At 69.4% G+C, this 22531-nt stretch carries 20 protein-coding genes and 1 tRNA gene; 18 read left to right on the top strand and 3 right to left on the bottom strand.

What is annotated here, in order from left to right; all coding sequences use genetic code 11:
* Positions 1–79 precede the first annotated feature (79 nt).
* The 10 genes from MA876_RS11455 to serA all read left to right on the top strand — a co-directional run bounded on the left by MA876_RS11455 (position 80) and on the right by serA (position 10486).
* Entirely contained in the window at positions 80–1504 is a 1425-nt protein-coding gene (locus tag MA876_RS11455) for an alpha,alpha-trehalose-phosphate synthase (UDP-forming) (protein ID WP_248148998.1), read from the top strand.
* Complete coding sequence (otsB, locus tag MA876_RS11460; RefSeq protein ID WP_248148999.1) at positions 1501–2280, top strand: trehalose-phosphatase; 780 nt, start codon at positions 1501–1503, stop codon at positions 2278–2280. The genes MA876_RS11455 and otsB overlap by 4 nt, the downstream gene beginning before the upstream one ends.
* Before the next feature lie 9 nt (positions 2281–2289).
* Positions 2290–3996, top strand: coding sequence for a dihydroxy-acid dehydratase (ilvD, locus tag MA876_RS11465; protein ID WP_248149000.1), 1707 nt, complete (start codon positions 2290–2292; stop codon positions 3994–3996).
* Between the two features lie 35 nt (positions 3997–4031).
* Entirely contained in the window at positions 4032–5834 is a 1803-nt protein-coding gene (locus MA876_RS11470) for an acetolactate synthase large subunit (RefSeq protein ID WP_248149001.1), read from the top strand.
* 2 nt (positions 5835–5836) lie between these two features.
* Complete coding sequence (gene ilvN / locus MA876_RS11475) at positions 5837–6346, top strand: acetolactate synthase small subunit (RefSeq protein WP_248149002.1); 510 nt, start codon at positions 5837–5839, stop codon at positions 6344–6346.
* Between the two features lie 44 nt (positions 6347–6390).
* Entirely contained in the window at positions 6391–7416 is a 1026-nt protein-coding gene (gene ilvC / locus MA876_RS11480) for a ketol-acid reductoisomerase (RefSeq protein ID WP_248149003.1), read from the top strand.
* A 194-nt stretch (positions 7417–7610) separates the two neighbouring features.
* Positions 7611–7814 (top strand): hypothetical protein, encoded by a 204-nt coding sequence (locus MA876_RS11485; RefSeq protein WP_248149004.1) that lies wholly within the window; start codon positions 7611–7613, stop codon positions 7812–7814.
* Between the two features lie 66 nt (positions 7815–7880).
* Positions 7881–8399 (top strand): DNA polymerase III subunit gamma/tau, encoded by a 519-nt coding sequence (locus tag MA876_RS11490; protein ID WP_248149005.1) that lies wholly within the window; start codon positions 7881–7883, stop codon positions 8397–8399.
* The gene (locus MA876_RS11495; protein ID WP_308221656.1) at positions 8396–8749 is read left to right on the top strand and encodes a bacitracin resistance protein; all 354 of its coding nucleotides are present in this window, start codon (positions 8396–8398) and stop codon (positions 8747–8749) included. Before MA876_RS11490 ends, MA876_RS11495 begins: the two co-directional genes overlap by 4 nt.
* Before the next feature lie 132 nt (positions 8750–8881).
* Positions 8882–10486, top strand: coding sequence for a phosphoglycerate dehydrogenase (gene serA, locus MA876_RS11500; protein ID WP_248149006.1), 1605 nt, complete (start codon positions 8882–8884; stop codon positions 10484–10486).
* A 9-nt stretch (positions 10487–10495) separates the two neighbouring features.
* On the opposite strand, the gene MA876_RS11505 is transcribed toward serA, so the two are convergent.
* Positions 10496–11041, bottom strand: a complete 546-nt coding sequence (locus tag MA876_RS11505) for a TetR/AcrR family transcriptional regulator (RefSeq protein WP_275562740.1) — start codon at positions 11039–11041, stop codon at positions 10496–10498.
* A gap of 93 nt (positions 11042–11134) precedes the next feature.
* Here MA876_RS11505 and MA876_RS11510 point away from each other — a divergent pair, with 93 nt between their 5' ends.
* Entirely contained in the window at positions 11135–12670 is a 1536-nt protein-coding gene (locus MA876_RS11510; protein ID WP_248149007.1) for an MFS transporter, read from the top strand.
* Here MA876_RS11510 and yczR read toward each other — a convergent pair whose 3' ends face one another.
* On the bottom strand, positions 12671–14092 hold the full coding sequence (gene yczR, locus MA876_RS11515; RefSeq protein ID WP_248149008.1) for a MocR-like transcription factor YczR: 1422 nt from the start codon (positions 14090–14092) through the stop codon (positions 12671–12673). It lies immediately after the preceding gene.
* A gap of 101 nt (positions 14093–14193) precedes the next feature.
* Between yczR and MA876_RS11520 the strand changes: the two genes are divergently transcribed.
* The 7 genes from MA876_RS11520 (at position 14194) to MA876_RS11550 (ending at position 20546) form a co-directional block, all read left to right on the top strand.
* Complete coding sequence (locus MA876_RS11520) at positions 14194–14499, top strand: hypothetical protein (protein ID WP_248149009.1); 306 nt, start codon at positions 14194–14196, stop codon at positions 14497–14499.
* Positions 14500–14587: 88 nt separating this feature from the next.
* Complete coding sequence (locus MA876_RS11525) at positions 14588–15640, top strand: 3-isopropylmalate dehydrogenase (protein ID WP_248149010.1); 1053 nt, start codon at positions 14588–14590, stop codon at positions 15638–15640.
* A 31-nt stretch (positions 15641–15671) separates the two neighbouring features.
* Positions 15672–16778 carry a branched-chain amino acid aminotransferase gene (locus MA876_RS11530; RefSeq protein ID WP_248149011.1) on the top strand — a complete coding sequence of 369 codons (1107 nt, stop codon included), beginning with the start codon at positions 15672–15674 and terminating at the stop codon, positions 16776–16778.
* A gap of 86 nt (positions 16779–16864) precedes the next feature.
* Positions 16865–17635, top strand: coding sequence for a fumarylacetoacetate hydrolase family protein (locus MA876_RS11535; RefSeq protein ID WP_248149012.1), 771 nt, complete (start codon positions 16865–16867; stop codon positions 17633–17635).
* On the top strand, positions 17632–18879 hold the full coding sequence (locus MA876_RS11540; protein WP_248149013.1) for an MFS transporter: 1248 nt from the start codon (positions 17632–17634) through the stop codon (positions 18877–18879). The genes MA876_RS11535 and MA876_RS11540 overlap by 4 nt, the downstream gene beginning before the upstream one ends.
* A gap of 2 nt (positions 18880–18881) precedes the next feature.
* Positions 18882–20396 (top strand): glutamate--tRNA ligase, encoded by a 1515-nt coding sequence (gene gltX / locus MA876_RS11545; protein WP_248149014.1) that lies wholly within the window; start codon positions 18882–18884, stop codon positions 20394–20396.
* 78 nt (positions 20397–20474) lie between these two features.
* Positions 20475–20546: transfer RNA gene (locus tag MA876_RS11550), tRNA-Gln, on the top strand.
* Positions 20547–20674: 128 nt separating this feature from the next.
* On the opposite strand, the gene MA876_RS11555 is transcribed toward MA876_RS11550, so the two are convergent.
* Entirely contained in the window at positions 20675–22396 is a 1722-nt protein-coding gene (locus tag MA876_RS11555) for a YhgE/Pip domain-containing protein (RefSeq protein WP_248149015.1), read from the bottom strand.
* Positions 22397–22531 lie beyond the last annotated feature (135 nt).

A 22531-nucleotide genomic window follows, 5' to 3' on the forward strand; every position in this document is an offset into this window, starting at 1 on the left:
GGGCCGCTTCGAAGAGGCCGAGCGGGTGACCGGCCTGCGATAGCCTGAAACGACAGCATCCGCCCACGTCGGGAGTCCCGTGACCAAGGCCGAGTTCGTCGTCGTCGCCAATCGCCTCCCTGTCGACCGCGTGGTGGATGCCGAGGGGAACGAGTCCTGGCGCACCTCGCCCGGGGGGCTCGTCACCGCACTCGAACCGGTCATGCGGACCGAGCACGGCGCGTGGGTCGGATGGCCGGGGCAGGCCGACCTCGAGCACGACCCGTTCGACCACGACGGCACGCGTCTGATCCCCGTCACTCTCTCCGCCGAGGACGTCGAGCTCTACTACGAGGGCATGTCGAACGACACGTTCTGGCCGCTTTACCACGACGTCATCGCCGCTCCCCGCTACCGCCGCGTGTGGTGGGACGCCTACGTCCGCGTCAACGAACGCTTCGCGCAGGCCGCGGCGAAGGCGGCGGCGAAGGGCGCCACCGTCTGGGTGCAGGACTACCAGCTGCAGCTCGTGCCGCGCATGCTCCGCGAAGCGCGCCCCGACCTCACGATCGGGTACTTCCATCACATTCCGTTCCCCGCATACGGGCTCTATTCGCAGCTCCCGTGGCGGCGCCAGGTGCTCGAGGGGCTGCTGGGTGCGGACGTCATCGGCTTCCAGCGGGTGGCGGATGCCGGCAACTTCGCCCGCGCCGTCCGCCGCCTGTTCCGCTATGAGACCCGTGCGACCGGGATCCGCGTGCCCGAGGCCGACGGCTCGACGCGCGTCGCCGTCGCGAAGGCATTCCCCATCTCGATCGACGCCGCGTCCTACGTCGAGATGGCCGGTCGGCCCGAGATCCAAGCTCGAGCCTCCGAGATCCGGGAGAGCTTGGGGAACCCGAAGCGCATCCTGCTCGGTGTCGATCGGCTCGACTACACGAAGGGCATTCGCCACCGACTGAAGGCGTTCGGCGAGCTCATCGCGGACGGGCGGATCGACGTCGAGGACGTCACGCTCGTGCAGGTCGCGAGCCCGAGCCGCGAGCGCGTGCAGGCCTACATCGAACTGCGCGACGAGATCGAGCTGATGGTCACGCGCATCAACGGCGACCACGACACGCTCGGGCACTCCGCGATCCGCTATCTGCATCAGGGCTTCCCCCGTGAGGAGATGGTCGCGCTCTACCTCGCGGCCGACGTCATGCTCGTGACCGCGCTGCGCGACGGCATGAACCTCGTGGCCAAGGAGTATGTCGCGACGCGCATCGACAACCGCGGCACGCTGGTCCTCAGCGAGTTCGCGGGCGCCTCCGACGAACTCGGCACGGCGCTGAGAGTGAATCCGCACGATATCGACGCCCTCAAGGACACCATCATGCGCGCGATCGAGATGCCACCCGCCGAGCAGGGGCGACGGATGCGCGCGATGCGGCGCAAGGTGCTCGACAACGACGTCGCCGCGTGGTCGCACTCGTTCCTCGATGCGCTGGCCGCCGCCTCCCACGCCGGCGAGGCGAACCGATGAGCGCGCGCGCCGACGCGATCGCCAAGATCGCCCGCACGGATCGCCTGCTGGTCGCCCTCGACTTCGACGGCACCCTCTCGCACCTGCACGACGAGCCGATGAAGGCTCGCATGATCCCCGAAGCGCGCGCCGCGATCGAGCGGCTCGCTGCACTGCCCGATACGACGGTCGCGTTCGTGTCGGGGCGGAGCCTGCACGACCTGCGCGAGATCGCCGAGCACCTCGATGACTCGCCGGTGCTGCTCGCCGGCAGCCACGGCGCCGAGTTCTGGGTGCCGGGGGAGGGCGCACTCGAGCCCGAGGCCGACGAGGTCGACGATGCGCTCCGGCAGGCCCTGTACGACCACGCCGTCACGGCGACGGAGGGCATGGACGGCGTCTGGATCGAGCCGAAGTCGTTCGGGCTGGGCGTGCACACTCGCACCGCGAGCCCCGAGACGGCGGCGGCGGCGGATGCTGCGGTCGACGCGCTCGTCGCGGCCGAAGCGCCCCACTGGCGGCGGCGCTCGGGCAAGAACATCGTCGAGTACGCCTTCCGGCACGAGGGCAAGGACTCGGCGATCGCCGCGCTGCGGGCACGGATCGGCGCGACGGCGGTGCTCTTCGCGGGCGACGACGTCACCGACGAGGATGCCCTCGTGAGTCTCGGCGATGCGGATCTCGGCGTGCACGTGGGGGAGAGCGAGAGCGCGGCATCCGTCTTCGTCGCGAACGTCGAAGATCTCGCCGCGTTCTTGGACGAGCTCGCGACCGAGAGAGCATATAAGCGGGAATAGACTCGCAGAATGCCCGGGCCCGAGAACCAGATCGACATCAAACCCCGCAGCCGCGTCGTCACCGACGGCATCGAAGCGACCACGTCACGTGGCATGCTCCGCGCCGTCGGCATGGGCGACGAGGACTGGGACAAGCCGCAGATCGGCATCGCGTCGAGCTGGAACGAGATCACACCCTGCAACCTGAGCCTCGACCGCCTCGCGCAGGGCGCCAAGGAGGGCGTGCACGCCGGCGGTGGCTATCCGCTGCAGTTCGGCACGATCTCGGTGTCGGACGGCATCTCGATGGGCCACGAGGGCATGCACTTCTCGCTGGTCTCGCGCGAGGTCATCGCCGACTCCGTCGAGACCGTCATGATGGCCGAGCGCCTCGACGGCTCCGTCCTGCTGGCCGGGTGCGACAAGTCGATCCCCGGCATGCTCATGGCATCCGCCCGCCTCGACCTGTCGAGCGTCTTCCTCTACGCCGGCTCGATCGCGCCCGGGTGGGTCAAGCTGTCGGACGGCACCGAGAAGGACGTCACGATCATCGACTCGTTCGAAGCCGTCGGCGCGTGTCTCGCGGGCAAGATGAGCGAGGCCGACCTGAAGCGCATCGAGTGCGCGATCGCCCCCGGTGAGGGCGCGTGCGGCGGCATGTACACCGCCAACACGATGGCCTCCGTCGCCGAGGCGCTCGGCCTTTCGCTGCCGGGCTCGGCCGCGCCGCCGTCGGCCGACCGCCGCCGCGATTACTTCGCGCACCGGTCGGGCGAGGCCGTCGTGAACCTGCTCCGTCAGGGCATCACGACGCGCGACATCCTGACGAAGGAGGCGTTCGAGAACGCGATCGCGCTCGCGATGGCGCTCGGCGGCTCGACCAACGTCGTTCTGCACCTCCTGGCGATCGCACGCGAGGCGGATATCGACCTGTCGCTGCACGACTTCAACCGCATCGGCGACAAGGTGCCGCACGTGGCCGACATGAAGCCGTTCGGCAAGTACGTCATGAACGACGTCGACCGCCACGGCGGCATCCCCGTCATCATGAAGGCGATGCTCGACGAGGGTCTCCTGCACGGCGACGCGCTCACCGTCACCGGCAAGACGCTCGCCGAGAACCTTGCCGAGCTGAACCCCGATCCGGTCGACGGCACCGTCATCCACTCCTTCGACGACCCGATCCACGCAAAGGGCGGCATCACGATCCTGCACGGCTCGATCGCGCCCGAGGGCGCCGTCGTGAAGTCGGCGGGCTTCGACGCGGACGTCTTCGAAGGCCCGGCGCGCGTCTTCGAGCGCGAGCGTGCGGCGATGGATGCCCTCGAGGCGGGCGAGATCGCCGCCGGCGACGTCGTCGTCATCCGCTACGAGGGCCCCAAGGGCGGCCCCGGCATGCGCGAGATGCTCGCCATCACGGCCGCCATCAAGGGCGCCGGCCTCGGAAAAGATGTACTACTGTTGACGGACGGCAGATTCTCAGGCGGCACAACCGGCCTGTGCATCGGCCACATAGCACCCGAAGCGGTGGACGCTGGTCCGATCGCCTTCGTGCGCGATGGTGATCTGATACGGGTCGATATCGCGGCTCGCACTCTCGACCTACTCGTCGATGATGCAGAGCTCGCCTCCCGCCGCTCCGGCTGGGAGCCGCTACCCCCGCGCTATACCCGTGGCGTCCTTGCCAAGTACTCGCGTCTCGTGCGCTCCGCTGCGGAGGGCGCGACGACGGGGTAGTTCCCGGCATCCCGCATTCGATTCCAAGGATCACCATGACTGCCGATTCCCTGCCGGCTGTTCCCCGGCCCCCTGCCCGCGCCTCCGCCGCGCCCGTGCTCACGGGTGCGCAGGCCGTCGTCCGCTCGCTCGAGCTGCTCGGCGTGACCGACGTCTTCGGCCTGCCCGGCGGCGCCATCCTGCCCGTCTACGACCCGCTCATGGACTCGAGCGAACTGCGTCACATCCTCGTCCGCCACGAGCAGGGCGCCGGCCACGCCGCCGAGGGCTATGCCGCGGCATCCAACAAGGTCGGCGTCGCGATCGCGACATCCGGTCCCGGTGCGACGAACCTCGTGACCGCGATCGCCGACGCCTACATGGACTCGGTGCCGATCGTCTGCATCACGGGTCAGGTCTTCTCGACCCTGATGGGGACGGATGCCTTCCAGGAGGCCGACATCGTCGGCATCACGATGCCGATCACGAAGCACTCGTTCCTCGTGAAGGATGCCTCCGAGATCCCCGGTGCGATCGCCGCCGCCTTCGAGATCGCCGGCACCGGTCGCCCCGGCCCGGTCCTGGTCGACATCACGAAGGACGCCCAGCAGGCCGAGGTGCCGTTCGTCTGGCCGCCGAAGATCGACCTGCCCGGCTACCGCCCCGTCACCAAGGCGCACGGAAAGCAGATCCAGGCGGCCGCGCAGCTGCTCACCGAGGCCAAGAAGCCCGTGCTGTACGTGGGCGGCGGCGTCATCCGCTCTCAGTCGTCGGCCGAGCTCCTCGCGCTGGCCGAGAGCACGGGCGCGCCGGTCGTGACGACCCTCATGGCGCGCGGCGCGTTCCCCGACTCCCACGCGCAGCACCTCGGCATGCCGGGCATGCACGGCACGGTTCCCGCCGTGCTCGCGCTGCAGGAGGCCGACCTGCTCGTCTCGCTCGGCGCGCGGTTCGACGACCGCGTCACCGGCAAGGCCGCCCTGTTCGCCCCGAACGCGAAGGTCGTGCACGTCGACATCGACCCCGCCGAGATCTCGAAGATCCGCACGGCCGACGTGCCGATCGTGGGCGACCTCAAGGATGTCCTGATCGACCTGGAGGCGGCGTTCCGCGCGGCTTCCGGCACCACGACCCCCGACATCACGGAGTGGTGGGCGTTCCTCGACGGCCTGAAGGACGAGTTCCCGCTCGGCTACACGCAGCCGACTGACGGACTCATGTCGCCGCAGTACGTCATCCAGCGCATCGGCGAGCTCACCGGCCCCGAAGGCGTCTACGCTGCGGGCGTCGGTCAGCACCAGATGTGGGCCGCGCAGTTCATCAAGTACGAGCGGCCGAACGCCTGGCTCAACTCCGGCGGCGCGGGCACGATGGGCTACTCCGTGCCCGCCGCGATGGGTGCCAAGGTCGCCGAGCCCGACCGCCACGTGTGGGCGATCGACGGCGATGGATGCTTCCAGATGACGAATCAGGAGCTCGCGACCTGCGCGATCAACAACATCCCGATCAAGGTCGCGATCATCAACAATTCGTCGCTGGGCATGGTCCGCCAGTGGCAGACGCTGTTCTACGACGGCCGCTACTCGCACACGAACCTCAACACCGGCCACGGCACCGTGCGCATCCCGGACTTCGTCAAGCTCGCCGAAGCGTACGGGTGCCTCGCGATCCGCGTCGAGAAGGAGGAGGACGTGGATGCCGCGATTCAGACCGCCCTCGAGACGAACGACCGCCCCGTCGTCATCGACTTCGTCGTGAGCGCCGACGCGATGGTCTGGCCCATGGTGCCCCAGGGCGTCAGCAACAGCTACGTCCAGTACGCGCGCGACCACGCGCCCGCCTTCGAGCAGGAGGACTGACCATGTCGAGTCACGTGCTGAGCCTCCTCGTCGAGGACAAGCCGGGTCTGCTGACCCGCGTCGCGGGGCTGTTCGCCCGTCGCGGCTTCAACATCGAGTCGCTCGCCGTGGGCGTCACCGAGGTGCCGGGACTGTCGCGCATCACGGTCGTCGTCGACGTCGACGAACTGCCCCTCGAGCAGGTGACGAAGCAGCTCAACAAGCTGATCAACGTCATCAAGATCGTCGAGCTCGACATGACGACGTCGGTCCAGCGCGAGCACATGCTCGTGAAGGTCCGCGCCGACAACCAGACGCGTTCGAACGTGCTCGAGGTCGTGAACCTCTTCCGCGGCTCGATCGTCGACTACGCGCCCGACGCGCTCGTCGTCGAGGTCACGGGCGACAAGGGCAAGGTCGACGCCTTCCTGCGCGCACTCGAGCCCTTCGGCATCAAGGAGCTCGCCCAGTCGGGCCTGCTCGCGATCGGCCGCGGCGGCAAGTCCATCACCGAGCGCGTCCTGCGCGGCTGACCATCACTTTTCCACTACCCCAGCAATCAAGGAGAAACACACTCATGGCTGAACTGCTGTACGACGCCGACGCCGACCTCTCGATCATCCAGAACAAGAAGGTCGCGATCGTCGGCTACGGCTCGCAGGGCCACGCGCACGCGCAGAACCTGCGCGACTCGGGCGTCGAGGTCGTCATCGCCCTCAAGGACGGCTCGAAGTCGATCGAGAAGGCGACCGAGGACGGCTTCGAGGTCAAGTCCGTCGCGGACGCCACCCAGTGGGCCGACCTCATCATGATCCTCGCGCCCGATCAGCACCAGCGCGGCATCTACAGCGACGGCATCAAGCCGTACCTGCACGAGGGTCAGACGCTCGCGTTCGCGCACGGCTTCAACATCCGCTTCGGCTACATCGACGCCCCCGAGGGCGTCGACGTCATCCTCGTCGCGCCCAAGGCCCCTGGCCACACGGTGCGTCGCGAGTACGTCGCGGGCCGCGGCATCCCCGACATCATCGCGGTCGAGAAGGATGCCTCGGGCACCGCGTGGGCGACCGCGCTCTCGTACGCGAAGGCGATCGGCGGCACGCGCGCCGGCGTCATCAAGACGACCTTCACGGAAGAGACCGAGACCGACCTCTTCGGCGAGCAGTCGGTGCTCTGCGGCGGTACGTCGCAGCTCGTGCAGTACGGCTTCGAGACGCTCGTCGAGGCCGGCTACCAGCCCGAGATCGCGTACTTCGAGGTGCTCCACGAGCTCAAGCTCATCGTCGACCTCATGTGGGAGGGCGGCATCGCCAAGCAGCGCTGGTCGATCTCGGACACGGCGGAGTACGGCGACTACGTCTCGGGCCCGCGCGTCATCGACCCGAGCGTCAAGGAGAACATGAAGGCGGTGCTCGCCGACATCCAGTCCGGTGCCTTCGCGAAGCGCTTCATCGACGACCAGGACGCCGGCGCCCCCGAGTTCCTCGCCCTCCGCGAGAAGGGCGCTCAGCACCCCATCGAGTCGACGGGTCGCGACCTGCGCGCCCTGTTCGCCTGGAAGCAGACGGACGCGGACTACACGGAAGGCTCCGCCGCGCGCTGAGTCCTCGCATGAACCACCGCTCCTGATCGGATCGGTCTTCGGCCCGGTCGTCACCTCTCATCCGGAGGTGGCGGCCGGGCCTCTTTCCGTGGTGGCACCGATTCCTCAGGCGGAGCGGTATCAGGGCCGGGTGGTGAGCCTCCTCACCCTTGTCACCGCCGACTCGGGCGGTGCACTCCACGGAAGGAACGGTCATGGACTATCACACCTACACCGCGGCCGTCCGTCTCGAACACCAACGAGCGGCGGCCCTGGACCGCGAGAACGCGCTCATCCGCAGCATCGCGGATCGCGGCGTCACGATCTCGCCGACGCGTCCGGTCGTCGACGCCCTTCGTGCGTTGGGCGTCTGGTTCCGGCCGGCGCCGCGCGCACCGCGTCTTCGGATCGCGCACTGAACAACGCCTGAGCCCCGTCGAGCCCGTGCTCGGCGGGGCTCGGCCCTGTGCCGGTACGCTGGGCCCGTGACTCCAGGCCGTGACGACGATGCCCTCAGCTGGTCCGGCGATGACGATCCGACACTCGACGTCGGTACGCCGGAAGTCGACGACGACGCCGATGCAGCGCCGGTGACGGATGCCGCGCCGGTTGCTCTGCCGAAGGGCTTCACCGCGGTGGGCCAGGGGAGTGGCGACGTCGGTCGCATCGAGCCGGACGGCAGTGTCGTGATGCCGGGCGACCGCGAGCCCATGAGCAACGCGGCGCTCATCTCGCTCGGCGTGTTCGGCGGGGTGTACCTGCTGTACGTCATCGGGTGGATCATCGGCGGACTGCGGCTCGAGGGCACGGCGATGTTCCTGGTGAGCGCGGCCGCCTATCAGTTCGGCCTCTGGATCGCGGTCCTGGCACCGGTGTTCTGGTTCGCCGCCGTCTTCCTGCTCACGCGTCGCTCGCCGACCTGGGTGCGGATCGTCTGGCTTCTCGCCGGAGCGGCGCTCCTCATCCCGTGGCCCTTCATCATGACCGGGGCGGTGGGACAGTGAGCGACGCGACGATGGATGCCTCGCCCCGCCGATCCGCGATGCCGACCTGGCTCGTGGCGACGATCGCCGGCGCGTTCGGGCTCTTCTACGCCTACGCCGTGTGGAATGCACTCGCGTTCCTCATCGATCAGGCGAGCGGTGCGCTCGGGCTCAACGGCGCGGGCTGGGCGCTCCTGCTCGCGGGGGTCGTGTTCCCGATCGCGGTGTTCGCCGTGGGGTTCGCTCTCGGGTGGAAGCGCAAGGCTGGTCCCTTCGCGCTGGTGCTGCTGGCCGGATTGGGCCTGGTCGCCGTGTTCTGGCTGAACATCGTGGCGTACGCGGCGGTGTACGGGGCGACCCTGCTGGGTTAGCCGCTCGACGTCACACGTACGAGGCGGGGCATGCACGGCCGGTAGGCTGGCGGGAGCCTCGTCCCGATGGCGTGCGGCGCGGCATCCACATTCTCGCGCCCGTCGCGCACCGCAGCCACAAAGGATCCATCCGTGACGAAGCCCGTCGTGCTCATCGCCGAAGAACTCTCGCCCGCCACGATCGACGCCCTCGGCCCCGACTTCGACGTGCGCAACGTCGACGGCACCGATCGGCCCGCACTGCTCGCGGCGCTCGCAGAGGCGAACGCTGTGCTCGTGCGGTCGGCGACGAAGATCGATGCCGAGGCGCTCGCGGCGGCTCCCGTGCTCAAGGTCGTCGCCCGCGCCGGCGTCGGACTCGACAACGTCGACATCAAGGCGGCGACGACCGCGGGTGTCATGGTGGTCAACGCGCCGACATCCAACATCATCTCGGCCGCCGAGCTCACGATCGGCCACATCCTGTCGCTCGCGCGCCGGATCCCCGCGGCCCACGCGTCGCTCGCGCAGGGGCAGTGGAAGCGCAGCGCCTACACGGGCACCGAGCTCTTCGAGAAGACGGTCGGCATCATCGGCCTCGGCCGCATCGGCGCGCTCATCGCCGCCCGCCTCCAGGCCTTCGACATGCGCGTCATCGCGTACGACCCGTACGTCACGAGCGCTCGCGCGCAGCAGCTCGGGGTGCAGCTCGTGTCGCTCGACGAACTCATCGAGCAGAGCGACTTCATCACGATCCACATGCCCAAGACACCCGAGACGACGGGCATGATCGGCATCGACCAGTTCCGCCTGATGAAGCGGACGGCGTACGTCGTCAACGTCGCCCGTGGCGGCCTCATCGACGAGGAGGCGCTGTTCAAGGCCCTCACGACGGGTGAGATCGCCGGCGCGGGTCTCGACGTCTTCACGACCGAGCCTCCCGTCGAAGGCGGCTCGGCCCGGATGCTGCTCGACCTGCCGAACGTCGTCGTCACGCCCCACCTCGGCGCGTCGACCGACGAGGCGCAAGAGAAGGCCGGCGTCTCGGTCGCGAACTCGGTGCGTCTCGCGCTCGGCGGCGACCTGGTTCCGGATGCCGTCAACGTCGCGGGTGGCGTCATCGACCCGTACGTGCGGCCCGGCATCCCGCTCGTCGAGAAGCTCGGGCAGATCTTCGCCGCGCTCGCGCACTCGCCCCTCACGTCGCTCGACGTCGAGGTGCACGGCGAACTGCAGGCCTACGACGTGTCGGTGCTCAAACTCGCGGCGCTCAAGGGACTTTTCACGAACATCGTGAGCGAGACCGTCTCGTACGTCAACGCGCCCCTGCTCGCCGAACAGCGCGGCGTCGTGGTGCGCCTGCTCGTGGATGACGACAGCCCCGAGTACCGCAACGTCATCACGCTGCGCGGTGCGCTGTCGGACGGTTCGCAGCTCTCGGTCTCGGGCACGCTCACGGGCACGAAGCAGGTCGAGAAGCTCGTCGCGATCAACGACTACGCGATCGAGCTGCCGATCGAGAAGCACCACATCGTGATGCTCTACACCGATCGCCCCGGCATCGTCGCGGTGTACGGCCAGAAGTTCGGCGAGGCGGGCATCAACATCGCCGGCATGCAGATCGCGCGCCGCGCGGCGGGCGGCCAGGCGCTGTCGGTCCTGACGGTGGATTCGCCCGTGCCGGATGCCCTGCTGGACGAAGTGCGCTCCGCGATCCACGCCGACCTCTTCCGCGAGATCGAGATCACCGAGGCCTGACGCCGCTGATCAATCGCGGATCGCGCGCTCGACCAGCGCGATCAGCGCATCCATCGCGGGACCGCGGGGGACGGGGCCGGGGATCGACCCGCCCGAGAGCGCGTTGTTGAAGTAGAGCCCGTCGCTCACGAGCATCACGAGGTCGAGGGATGCCTCGTCCTTCGCGTGCGGGCGGATGGCCCGCGCCCACTTCTCGCGCACACCGCGCAGGGCATCGCTCGCGGGGGTGCTCCCGCCCTGCGCGAGGCGGGCGGTCGCGAGGATCGCACGGTCGATGGGGTCGTTCTCCATGACCGACGAGCGGAGGAAGTAGGCCACGGCGCCCTCTTCCGCGGTCGTCATCGCGGCGACGTCGTCGTCGACGAGTGCATCGAGTCGCTCGACGATGCCCGCCTCGAGCGCCTCCTTCGAGGCGAAGTGGTAGAGCAGGCCGCCCTTGGAGACGCCCGCGGCGCGGGCCGTGGCATCCATCGTCGCCGCTCTTTCGCCCTCGTCGATCAGGATCGCCTCGAACGCGTCGAGCACCTTCTCGCGGGCGAGGGGAGGGCGACTCATGGCGTCGATCGTATCGACAGGGGAGCGGGCATCCTGATACTATACCGGCTGGACGGTATAGAAACGGTGCCGTTCAAGAACAGAGGCTGTGAGATGACCACCGAGACGATCACCGACGCGATCCGCGCCGAGCAGGCCCACCGGGTCGGCTGGCGCGGCTGGGCGGCGCTCGTGGTGCTCATGCTGCCCGTGCTGCTCGTCTCGGTCGACAACACGGTGCTGAGCTTCGCCCTGCCCGCGATCGCCCTCGACCTCGAGCCGACGAGCGCGCAGCAGCTGTGGATCATCGACGCCTATCCGCTCGTGCTCGCGGGCCTGCTCGTCACGATGGGCACCCTCGGGGATCGCTTCGGCCGTCGCAGGATGCTGCTCATCGGCGCGACCGGCTTCGCCGCCGTCTCGGCCCTCGCGGCGTTCGCACCGAACGCCGAACTGCTGATCGCCGCCCGCGCGCTCATGGGGGTCTTCGGCGCCATGCTCATGCCGTCGACGCTGTCGCTCCTGCGGTCGATCTTCACCGACCGCGACCAGCGGCGATTCGCGATCGCCGTGTGGGCGTCGATGTTCTCGGCCGGCGCCGCGCTGGGCCCGATCGTAGGCGGCATCCTGCTCGAGCACTTCGGCTGGGGCTCGGTCTTCCTCATGGCCGTGCCGGTGCTCGTTCCCCTGCTCGTGCTCGCACCGATCCTCGTGCCCGAGAGCCGCGACCCGAACCCGGGCCGGATCGACCCCGTCAGCATCGCCCTGTCGATGGGCACAATGATCCCGATCGTCTACGCGATCAAGGAGCTCGCGGTGCACGGCGTCGCCTCGCTCGCGTGGCTGTGGTTCGCCGTCGGCATCGTCTTCGGCTGGCTGTTCGTCCGGCGTCAGCTGCGGGCGCAGACGCCCATGCTCGACATGCGGCTGTTCCGCAACGCGACCTTCAGCGGCGCCCTGCTGGTGAACCTCTTGAGCGTCGTCGGGCTCGTCGGCTTCCTCTTCTTCGTCGCGCAGCATCTGCAGCTCGTCGTGGGGCTGAGCCCGATGGTCGCCGGCTTCGCCCTCGTCCCCGGTCTCGCCGCGATGATCGCATCGGGCCTCGTCGTCGTGCCGATCGCCAAACGCGTGCCGCCGCGGATCGTCGTGCCTGCGGCCCTCGCCTTCTCCGTGCTCGGCTACGTCGCCGTCGCGTTCGCCACGGGGCCTGAGAGCCTCGGTCTGCTCGTCGGCGCGTTCGTCTCGCTCGGCATCGGCATCGGCGCCGCCGAGACCGTGTCGAACGAACTGATCCTCGCGAGCGCCCCGCCCCAGAAGGCGGGCGCGGCCAGCGCCGTCTCCGAGACGGCGTACGAGCTGGGTGCCGTCCTCGGCACCGCGGTGCTCGGCGGCATCCTCACGGCCCTCTATCGCGCCAACCTCACGCTCCCCGCGGGGCTTCCCGCCGACGCGGCGCACGCGGCGGGCGAGACGCTCGCGGGTGCCGTGCACGCGGCGGACGAGATCGGCGGTTCGCTGGGCGACGCGGTGCGGGATGCCGCGGCTCATGCCTTCGACGCGGGTGTCGGCACGACGGCGCTCATCGGGGCAGGACTCGTGATCCTCGCCGCCGTCATCGCAGCGATGACCCTCGGCCGCGCGCGCCGCTGATCACAGAACCGCGCGGTGCGCGGCGTGGTGAGGTGCGGATGCCTCGGGCATCGCTTCGGCGAGGATGGTCACCGCGCGCTCGATCGCGTCGGGCGTCGCGGTGATCGGCACGCGGATGTTGCGCTCGAATTCGCCACTCAGCCCGAACCACGGGCCCGCTCCGATCAGCAGGCCGCGCGATCGTGCGGCGATCGTGAGCGCAGAGCTGACGGGCGTGTCCAGCCGCACCCAGGCGGCGACTCCGCCGTCGACGGAGTGGAGGTGCGCCGACGGAAGGTCACGCGTCAGCGAGGCTGCGAGCGTGTCGCGCGATGCCCGGTGCAGATCACGCCGATAGGCGATGATCGCATCGAGGTCCTCGAGCAGTTCGGAAGTGATCAGCTGTTCGAGGACGGCGGCTCCGAGGTCGAACGAGAACCGCGCCGCGACGAGGCGATCGATGATCGTGGTCGAGGCTCGGATCCAGCCCACGCGCAGCCCGCCCCACATCGTCTTGCTCGCCGACCCCACGCTGACGACGGTGCTTCCGGCCGTGTCGTACGCCGCGATCGGGATGGTCGACTCGAGCCGGTCGATGTCGAGCTCGGCCGTCGTCTCGTCGGACACGAGGATCGTGCCGTTCCGCGCCGCCGCGTCCACGACGGCGCCACGGACGGACGCGGACATGCTCCGACTCGTGGGATTGTGGAAGTCGGGCATCACGTACGCCAGAACCGGCAACGCTCGAGTCACCGAGCTCGCGAACTCCTCGGCATCCCACCCGTCTTCGCCGTCGACGATCGTGGGTATCAGTCGGGCGCCCGCAGCGCGAAAGGCGTCGTTGGAGTGCGGGTAGCCGGGAGTCTCGACGATGACTCGGTCGCCCGGGGCCAGAAACGTCCGGGCGATCAGCGAGACGGCGCTCGCGCTGCCACTCGTGACGAGGATGTTCTCGGGCGCAGTGGGCACGCCGCGCGATGAGTACAGCGCGGCGAGCGTCTCGCGGAGCGTAGGGAGCCCTGACAGCTCGTACCCGTCGGTCGTGAGACGTGCGGGCAGTCGACGCAGCGCACGTTCTGCGGCCGCGTGCACCCCGGGCACCGCCGATGAGGTGGCGCGGCTGAGATCGAGCATGTCGCCCGCGCGGGGGATCGGCAGATCACCCGTGCGACCCGGGATCTCGATGACGCTCCCCGACCCCTGTCGACTGCGCACGTATCCGCTGGCCCGCAGGTCGGCGAGAGCGGAGTTCACCGTCGTACGGCTGATGCCGAGGTGTTCGGCGAGCGCGCGCTCGGAGGGCAGACGCGCGCCGGCTTTGATGCGACCGTCGATCACCAGCAGCCGGATCCGCTCGGCAAGGGTTGAGTAGTCGCTCGCGGGACCACGCCATTCGCCCAAGAGCCCGGCGAGGTGGTGCATCGTGATCTGGTGCGACGTCACACGACCACTTTACGAGAATTGGTCTCTGGATGGAAGACCAATTGGCGAGGACGATGTGATCACTGATGAAGATCGGAAGACATCGAGAGAGGAGCTTCATCATGTTCCACACCAATTCGCGGAATCGCATGTCTGCTGTCGCCCTCATGGTCGTCGTCGGACTGGGGTCGTTGACCGCGTGTCAGACCCTCCCGAATCGCGGTGACCTGCCCGACCCGCAACCGGGGCCGGTCGTCGAGGGCGAGCGTGCAGGGCAGGGGGCGGCCCAGCACGGCGGACTCCCGGCCGACCGCATCGCGGAGGCGCTCGAGCGCCGCGCCGCCGAGCATCGGGCACTGTCGGAGCGGTTCGCGGGCGTTCCCGCCGACCGCATCGAGGAGCAGCTCGCGCGCGAGCGCGACGAGTGAGACGCGCTACCAGTGGAGGGCGGGGCGGGAATCCGCGCCCGCCCTCCACCGCGTTCGGACGGGTGGCGGCCGCCGGTAGGCTGGCGGGATGCCGCGTGTCGTGAAGCTCGCCGTCATCCCCGGAGACGGCATCGGTCCCGAAGTCATCGCCGAAGCAGAGAAGGTGTTGGATGCCGCGACCGCCGGCCTCGACATCCGCTTCGACAAGACGCACTTCTCGCTCGGCGCGACCCGGTTCCTCGAGACGGGTGAGACGCTCACGGATGCGGACCTCGCAGCGATCGCGGGCCACGACGCCATCCTGCTCGGCGCCGTCGGCGGCGTCCCCGGCGACCCGCGCCTGAAGGACGCGAACATCGAGCGCGGGCTCCTGCTGAAGCTCCGATTCGAACTCGACCACTACGTCAACCTGCGGCCCTCGAAGCTCTATCCGGGCGTGCCCGGCCCGCTCGCCGAGCCCGGCGACATCGACTTCGTCGTCGTGCGCGAGGGCACGGAGGGCCCGTACGTGGGCAACGGCGGATCGATCCGCCGCGGCACGCCGCACGAAGTCGCCAACGAGACGTCGGTCAACACCGCGTACGGCATCGAGCGCGTCGTCCGCTACGCCTTCGCACTCGCCGAGAAGCGTCGCAAGAAGCTGACCCTCGTGCACAAAACGAACGTGCTCGTACACGCGGGCGGCATGTGGAAGCGGATCGTGGATGCCGCGGCATCCGAGTACCCGGATGTCGCCGTAGACTATCTGCACGTCGACGCGGCAACCATCTTCCTGGTCACGAACCCGGGCCGCTTCGATGTGATCGTCACCGACAACCTCTTCGGCGACATCCTCACGGACCTGGCAGGCGCCGTCACCGGTGGCATCGGCCTCGCCGCTTCGGGCAACATCAACCCCGACGGCACGTTCCCTTCGATGTTCGAGCCCGTGCACGGGTCGGCGCCCGACATCGCAGGACAGCAGATCGCCGACCCGACGGCCGCGATCCTCTCCACCGCCCTCCTGCTCGATCACCTCGGGCTCCCCGGCGAAGCACACCGCGTCACCACCGCGGTGGAAGCCGACATCGCGGGCCGCGACGGCTCCGCACGCACGACGGCCGAGATCGGTGACGCGATCGCGACGCGGCTTCAGGCGTAACCTTTGACGCATCAGACCCACAGGACGTGACATGACCCTCATCGATTCCGACCCCGACACGGGACTCGCTCCGCTGCAGTTCGCGGTGACGAAGAACCTCAACGCCAAGACGACCGCTCAGCGCGACGAGATCCTTCAGAGCCCGGGCTTCGGCACCAACTTCACCGACCACATGGTCGACATCTGCTGGTCGGTGAACGGCGGCTGGCACCGCCCGCGCGTGCAGCCCTACGGCCCGCTCTCGCTCGACCCCGCTGCAGCGGTGCTGCACTACGGTCAGGAGATCTTCGAGGGCATCAAGGCCTATCGCCATGCGGACGGTTCGGTCCACACCTTCCGTCCCGACCAGAACGGCCGCCGTCTGCAGCGCTCCGCTCGACGACTCGCGCTGCCCGAGCTGCCCGTGTCGTACTTCATCCAGTCGCTGCGCGAACTCATCGCCGTCGACGGGGCCTGGGTGCCGACCGGTGCCGATCAGAGCCTCTACTTCCGACCCTTCATGTTCGCGAAGGAGGCGTTCCTCGGCGTGCGCCCCGCACACAAGGTCGCCTACTACGTCATCGCGTCCCCGGCCGGCGCGTACTTCAAGGGTGGCGTGAAGCCGGTATCGATCTGGCTGAGCGAGGACTACTCGCGCGCGGGCAAGGGCGGCACGGGTGCGGCCAAGACCGGCGGGAACTACGCGGCCTCCCTCCTGCCGCAGTCCGAGGCGTACGAGAACGAGTGCGACCAGGTCGTCTTCCTCGACCAGGACCGCAACGTCGAGGAGCTCGGCGGGATGAACGTCGTGTTCGTCTACAAGGACGGCACACTCGTGACGCCCGAGTCGCCGTCGATCCTCGAGGGCATCACGCGGGACTCGATCCTGCAGCTCGCGAAGGACCGCGGGCACAAGGTCGAGGGCCGCAGCGTCTCGCTCGACGAGTGGCGGCGGGGGGTCGCATCCGGCGACATCGTCGAGGTGTTCGCGTGCGGCACGGCCGCCGTCGTCACCCCGATCGGCGAGCTCAAGGGCCGCGACTTCTTCGATGAGCAGCCCATCGGCGAACTCGCGCTCTCGCTGCGCGAAGAGCTCACCGACATCCAGTACGGGCGCCGCGAGGACAAGCACGGCTGGCTCGTCCGCCTCGACGGCTGAGCCACGCGAGAGGCATGACCGTTTTCGGACGGTGGATGCCTTCCGCCGGCCGGTGTGCGGATGCCAGGGCTGGATAGGCTGAACGGGTGAGGATCGTACGCTTCAGCCACCAGGACGCCATCCGCTACGGCATCGTCGACGAGGGCGAGCTCGTCGTCCTCAGCGGCGACCCGATGTTCGCGGGTTTCGACACGACGGGCGAGCGTGTGCCGATCGGTGACGTGGCGCTGCTGGCCCCCGTCATCCCGCGCTCGAAGGTCGTGTGCGTCGGCCGCAACTACCGCGACCACGCGGCCGAGCTCGGCAACGACGTGCCGACGGCGCCCATGCTGTTCTTCAAGCCCAACACGACAGTCGTGGGCCCGGGCGACGCCGTCGTCCTGCCGAAGCACTCGGACTTCATCAGCTTCGAGGGCGAGCTCGCCGCCGTCATCGGCCGCATCGCGAAGAACGTCTCGGCCGAGGACGCCCTCGACTACGTGTTCGGCTACACGATCGGCAACGACCTCACGGCGCGTGACTGGCAGATGTCCGACGGGCAGTGGGCGCGTGCGAAGGGATTCGACACGTCGTGCCCGCTCGGCCCGGGCATCGAGACCGAGTTCGATGTGACGGGGGATGCCGTCATCACGACACGCCTCAACGGTGAGATCCGCCAGCAGGGGCCGATCAGCGACATGATCTTCTCGCTCGGCGAGATCATCGAGTACGCCTCGGCGGCGTTCACCCTCCTGCCGGGGGACGTCATCCTCACGGGCACCCCCGCCGGCGTCGGCCAGATCGTCGCAGGCGATGTGGTCGAGGTCGAGATCACGGGACTCGGTATCCTCCGCAACACCGCACGCGCTTCCGGATGAGCTCCGCCCCGCTCGACATCACCCGCATCCAGCGTCGCACCGTCTGGGTGCTGTCGATCGGGCAGGTTCTCGGGGGCATCGCCTTCGGCGCGACGCTCTCGCTCGGCGCCGTGCTCGCGGCCGAGATCTCGGGCGATGAGTCGTTCTCGGGGCTCGCGGCGGCGGCGGTCACGTTCGGCACCGCCGCGATCGCCGTCCCGCTGGCGGCGCTCGCCCGCCGATTCGGACGACGCGTCGCGCTCACGACCGGCATGGCAGCGGCGCTCGTCGGCGTCGTGCTCGTCGTCACGGCGATCGGAATGCGATCGTTCCCGCTGCTGCTCGTCTCGTTCCTGCTCATCGGGGGCGGTCAGGCGGCGAACCTGCAGACGAGGTTCGCCGCGGCGGACCTCGCGACCGACGCCACGCGCGGCCGAGACCTGTCGATCGTCGTGTGGGCCACGACGATCGGCGCCGTGCTCGGACCGAATCTCACGGGACCCGGCGAGATCGTCGGCGATGCGGTCGGGATGCCGCCGCTCAGCGGCCCCTACCTGTTCACGATCGTCGGCCAGCTGCTCGCGATCGCGCTGTACCTGTTCCTGCTGCGCCCCGACCCCCTCGTGCTCGCGCAGCGCGTCGTCGCCGACCGCGCGAACGCCGGCCCGAAGGGCGGCGCCATCGCGAAGGCCGACCGTCCGGTCGCGGCGCGCTACGCGATCTTCGCGATCGCCGCGGCCCACGGGGTCATGGTGTCGGTCATGGCGATGACCCCGGTGCATCTGCTCCACCACGGTGCCGATCTCGCGATCATCGGCCTCACCCTGAGCCTGCACATCGCCGGCATGTACGCCCTCGCCCCGGTCTTCGGCATCCTGGCCGACCGGCTCGGGCGCGTGTCGACGATCCTGGTGGGCCAGGGACTGCTCGTCGCCGCGCTTCTGACCGCCTCGTTCGGGCAGGAGTCGAACACGGCCGTCACCGTCGGTCTCGTGCTGCTCGGTCTCGGGTGGAGCGCGACGACCGTCTCCGGTTCCGCTCTTCTGACCGAGGCTTCTTCGGAGGAGCGACGCACACGCAGGCAGGGCCTCAGTGACTTCACGATGAGCATGGTGGCCGGTGTCGGTGCGATCCTCGCCGGAGTCGTGCTCGGCTGGATCGGCTACGGCGGTCTGGCGCTCACGGTCGGCGTGCTCGTCGTCGCCGTCGCCGCGTCGTCGCCTCTCGGGCGGCGGGCCGCGGCATCCGCGTCGGTAGAATCGTGAGGATGCCTTCTTCACCCGATCCCCGCACCACGACCGCCAGCGGCACCGACGTCCGCGTGCGGTTCTGCCCCTCGCCGACGGGTCTTCCGCACGTCGGAATGGTCCGCACGGCCCTCTACAACTGGGCGTACGCACGTCACACGGGCGGCAAGATGATCTTCCGCGTCGAGGACACGGATGCCGCACGCGACAGCGAGGAGTCGTATCGACAGCTCGTCGACGCGCTCACGTGGCTCGAGATCGACTGGGACGAGGGCGTCGAGAAGGGCGGTCCGCACGAGCCGTACCGGCAGTCCCAGCGCGGTGAGATCTACGCCGGCGTGCTCCAGAAGCTGATCGAGGCCGGTGCCGTCTACGAGTCGTACTCGACGGCCGAAGAGATCGACGCGCGCAACGAGGCGGCCGGTCGCGCGAAGCAGCTGGGCTACGACAACTTCGACCGTACGCTGACCGACGAGCAGAAGGCCGCGTTCCGTGCCGAGGGGCGCGAGCCCGCATGGCGCGTGCGGGTACCCGAGCACGATGTCACCTATGTCGACCTCATCCGCGGCGAGGTGACGTTCCCCGCCGGTTCGTTCCCCGACTTCGTGGTGGTGCGCGCGGGCGGGCAGCCGCTCTACACGTTCACGAACCCCGTCGACGATGCCCTCATGGGCATCACCCACGTCATCCGCGGCGAAGACCTCATGCCCTCGACGGCACGCCAGCTGGCGCTGTACGCCGCGCTCGTCGACGCGGGCGTGACGGACTTCATGCCGCGCTTCGGCCACATGCCGCTCGTGCTCGGCGAGACGGGCAACAAGAAGCTGTCGAAGCGCGACCCGCAGGCGGATCTCTTCCTGCAGCGCGAGAAGGGCTTCATCCACGAGGGCCTGCTCAACTACCTCGCGCTCCTCGGCTGGTCGATCGGTCCTGACCGCGACATCTTCTCGCTCGAGGAGTTCACCGCGGCCTTCGACATCGTGAACGTCAACCCGAACCCGGCGCGCTTCGACCAGAAGAAGGCCGAATCGATCAACGGCGACCACATCCGGATGCTCTCGCCCGAAGACTTCGCCGCGCGCATCGTCCCTTACCTGCGTGCGGGAGGTGTCGTGGGGGAGGAGCTGACCACTGAGCAGAGCGCGCTCGTCGCGGCAGCCGCCCCGCTCGTCCAGGAGCGCGTGCAGCTGCTCGGCGAGGTCCCCGGAATGCTGGGGTTCCTCTTCACCGACGAGCTGACGTACGCCGACGACGCCCTGGCCTCGCTGCCGGCGAACGCGGGCGAGGTGCTGGTCGCGTCGGTCGGTGCCCTCGAGCTCGTGCCCGAGTCGGAGTTCACCGCCGCCGCTGTTCAGGAGGCCTTGTCGGCGGCGCTGATCGAGGGGCTGGCGCTCAAGCCCCGCGTCGCCTACGGACCACCGCGTGTCGCGATCAGCGGGCGACGGATCTCGCCTCCGCTCTTCGAGTCGATGGAGCTGCTCGGCAAGGCCGAATCCATCCGTCGTCTGGGCGCGCTCGTGACCCGCGTGGGCTGATCCGCGCGACACGCCGGTTTGGCCTCGCCGCCGAAGTCGACTAAGCTTGATCTTCGGCACGGCTTCGGTCGAGGCCATTGGGGTATGGTGTAATTGGCAACACGGAGGTTTCTGGTACCTTTGTTCTTGGTTCGAGTCCAGGTACCCCAGCTCGAAAAAACCCCCGGTCATCCGGGGGTTTTTCGTTTGCCTGCGACCGTGTGCCACCCTTGTTCCGAGGCATGACGACGGGGCGCAGACCGGATGCTCCAGCCCACGCCCCTCGGCATGTCGTGCGGTCAGGCAGTGACGGTCGTCGCCGCGCGACGGCGGTGCTCGACGCGGTGGCCGACCCAGAAGCCGATCGCGATGAGGCCCGCGAGCGCGATGCCGAGCATCCACGGAAGCAGCGACGGCGTCGCGCCCGACGCGCCGTCGGCGAGCTGGTCGGTGCCCGCGGCGATCTGCGCGTTGCCGTCGGCGAGCTGCGTCGCTCCGGCCGAGAGCTCACCCGAGCCGTCCGCGAGCTGCTGCGAACCGGCGGACAGTTCACCGGCGCCGTCCGCGAGGTCGGTGATCCCCGACGACAGTGCGGTCGCACCCGTGGACAGCTCGCTCGTGCCCGTTGCGAGGGTGCTCGCGCCGCTCTCGAGCTTCGCGGCTCCGGCGGAGAGAGTGCTCGTGCCGGCCGACAGGTCGCGCAGCTTCGTGCTGATCGTCGCGCCGCCCGTGACGAACTCGCTCGACTTGCTGCGGAGCAGATCGAGCCCACCCGACACCTCGGTGGCGCCGCTGTCGAGACGGGCGATGCCCGATGCGAGGTCGCCCGCGCCACCGGCCATCCGGCCGAGACCGGCCGCGAGCTCGGCGGACTTCGTCGCCAGCGTCGCGGTTCCGCCCGCGATCTGCGCCGAGCCGCCGCTGAGCGCGGCAGCCGCGGGAGCCATCGTCGACAGCGCCGTGGACAGCGACGTCGCGCCCGCGGCGATCGTGCCGGCACCCGAGGCGACCGTGCCGGCACCCGAGGCGAGGCCATCGGCGCCGTTCTTGAGATTCTGCGCGCCCAGGTTGAGGGTCGCCGCGCCGCCGTTGACGTCCGCAGCGCCCGCCGAGACCTGGCTCGCGGCTTCGGCGAGTGCCGTGACCTGCTGGATCAGCGCGGCGTCGGCGCCTGCGGCCACGAGTGACTGTCGGAGCTGCTCGAGCCCACCCGCGACACTCGCGGAGCCCGCCGCGACCTGGGCGGTGCCACCGGCGAGCGATGCCGCACCGTCGGCGACCTGACTCGCGCCACCGGCGACCTGGACCGCCCCTCCGGCGACCTCTGCGGTGCCGCCGGAGAGCTGCCCGGCGCCGTCTGCGAGGCTCTTCGCACCCGCCTCTGCGCTCTGGGCGCCCGCGCTCAGCTGCGACAGCCCCGTCGCGACCTGCGCCGCGGCGCCGTTCAGGTGTGCGATACCGGCTGCGAGCTGCGCGCTGCCGGTGCCGACGGAGGGAAGGTTGGCGGTCAGCGGAGCGGACTTCTTCGCGAGCTCCGCAGCGCCGGCCGCGAGCCGGCTCGCGCCGTCGTCGAGTTTCGCGATGCCCGCGCCCGCGTCGTTGAGGCCGTTGGAGAGTTTCGCACCACCCGCGGCGAGCTGGTTCGCACCGTCGGCAGCCTTCGAGGCGCCTGCCGAGAGCGTCACCGCGCCGTCGGCGAGCTGCGCAGCACCGGATGCCGCCTTGCTCGCACCCGCGGCGACCTTGGCAGCACCCTCGTCGGCGGAGTCCGCACCCGCGTCGAGCTTCGAGGCCCCCGCGGCGAGATCGCCGGCGCCATCCGACAGGGTCGCGGCGCCCGCCGCGAGTTCCTGCGATCCGTCGTCGGCCTGGGTCGTGCCGGCGGCGAGCTGGTCGGCGCCGGACGAGATCTTCGACATCGTGAGCAGATACATCCCGATCATCGCGGCCAGCAGAACGCTGAGCACGACGACGGCGATGCGCATCCCCGTGCCGTGCGCGTGTGGTTCGGTTCTCGTCATCAAGTCACTCCAATGTGATCGCGCCTGCACGCAGGCGTGGACGGGTGCACCGACTGACGCCGGTCGACAGCGGATCGCGGGTCGCGATCGCCTCCATCCGTGCACCGTCGCTGGTGCCCGGACCCCAGAAGGCTG

The organism is Microbacterium aoyamense, from assembly GCF_023155855.1.
Taxonomy (GTDB): domain Bacteria; phylum Actinomycetota; class Actinomycetes; order Actinomycetales; family Microbacteriaceae; genus Microbacterium; species Microbacterium aoyamense.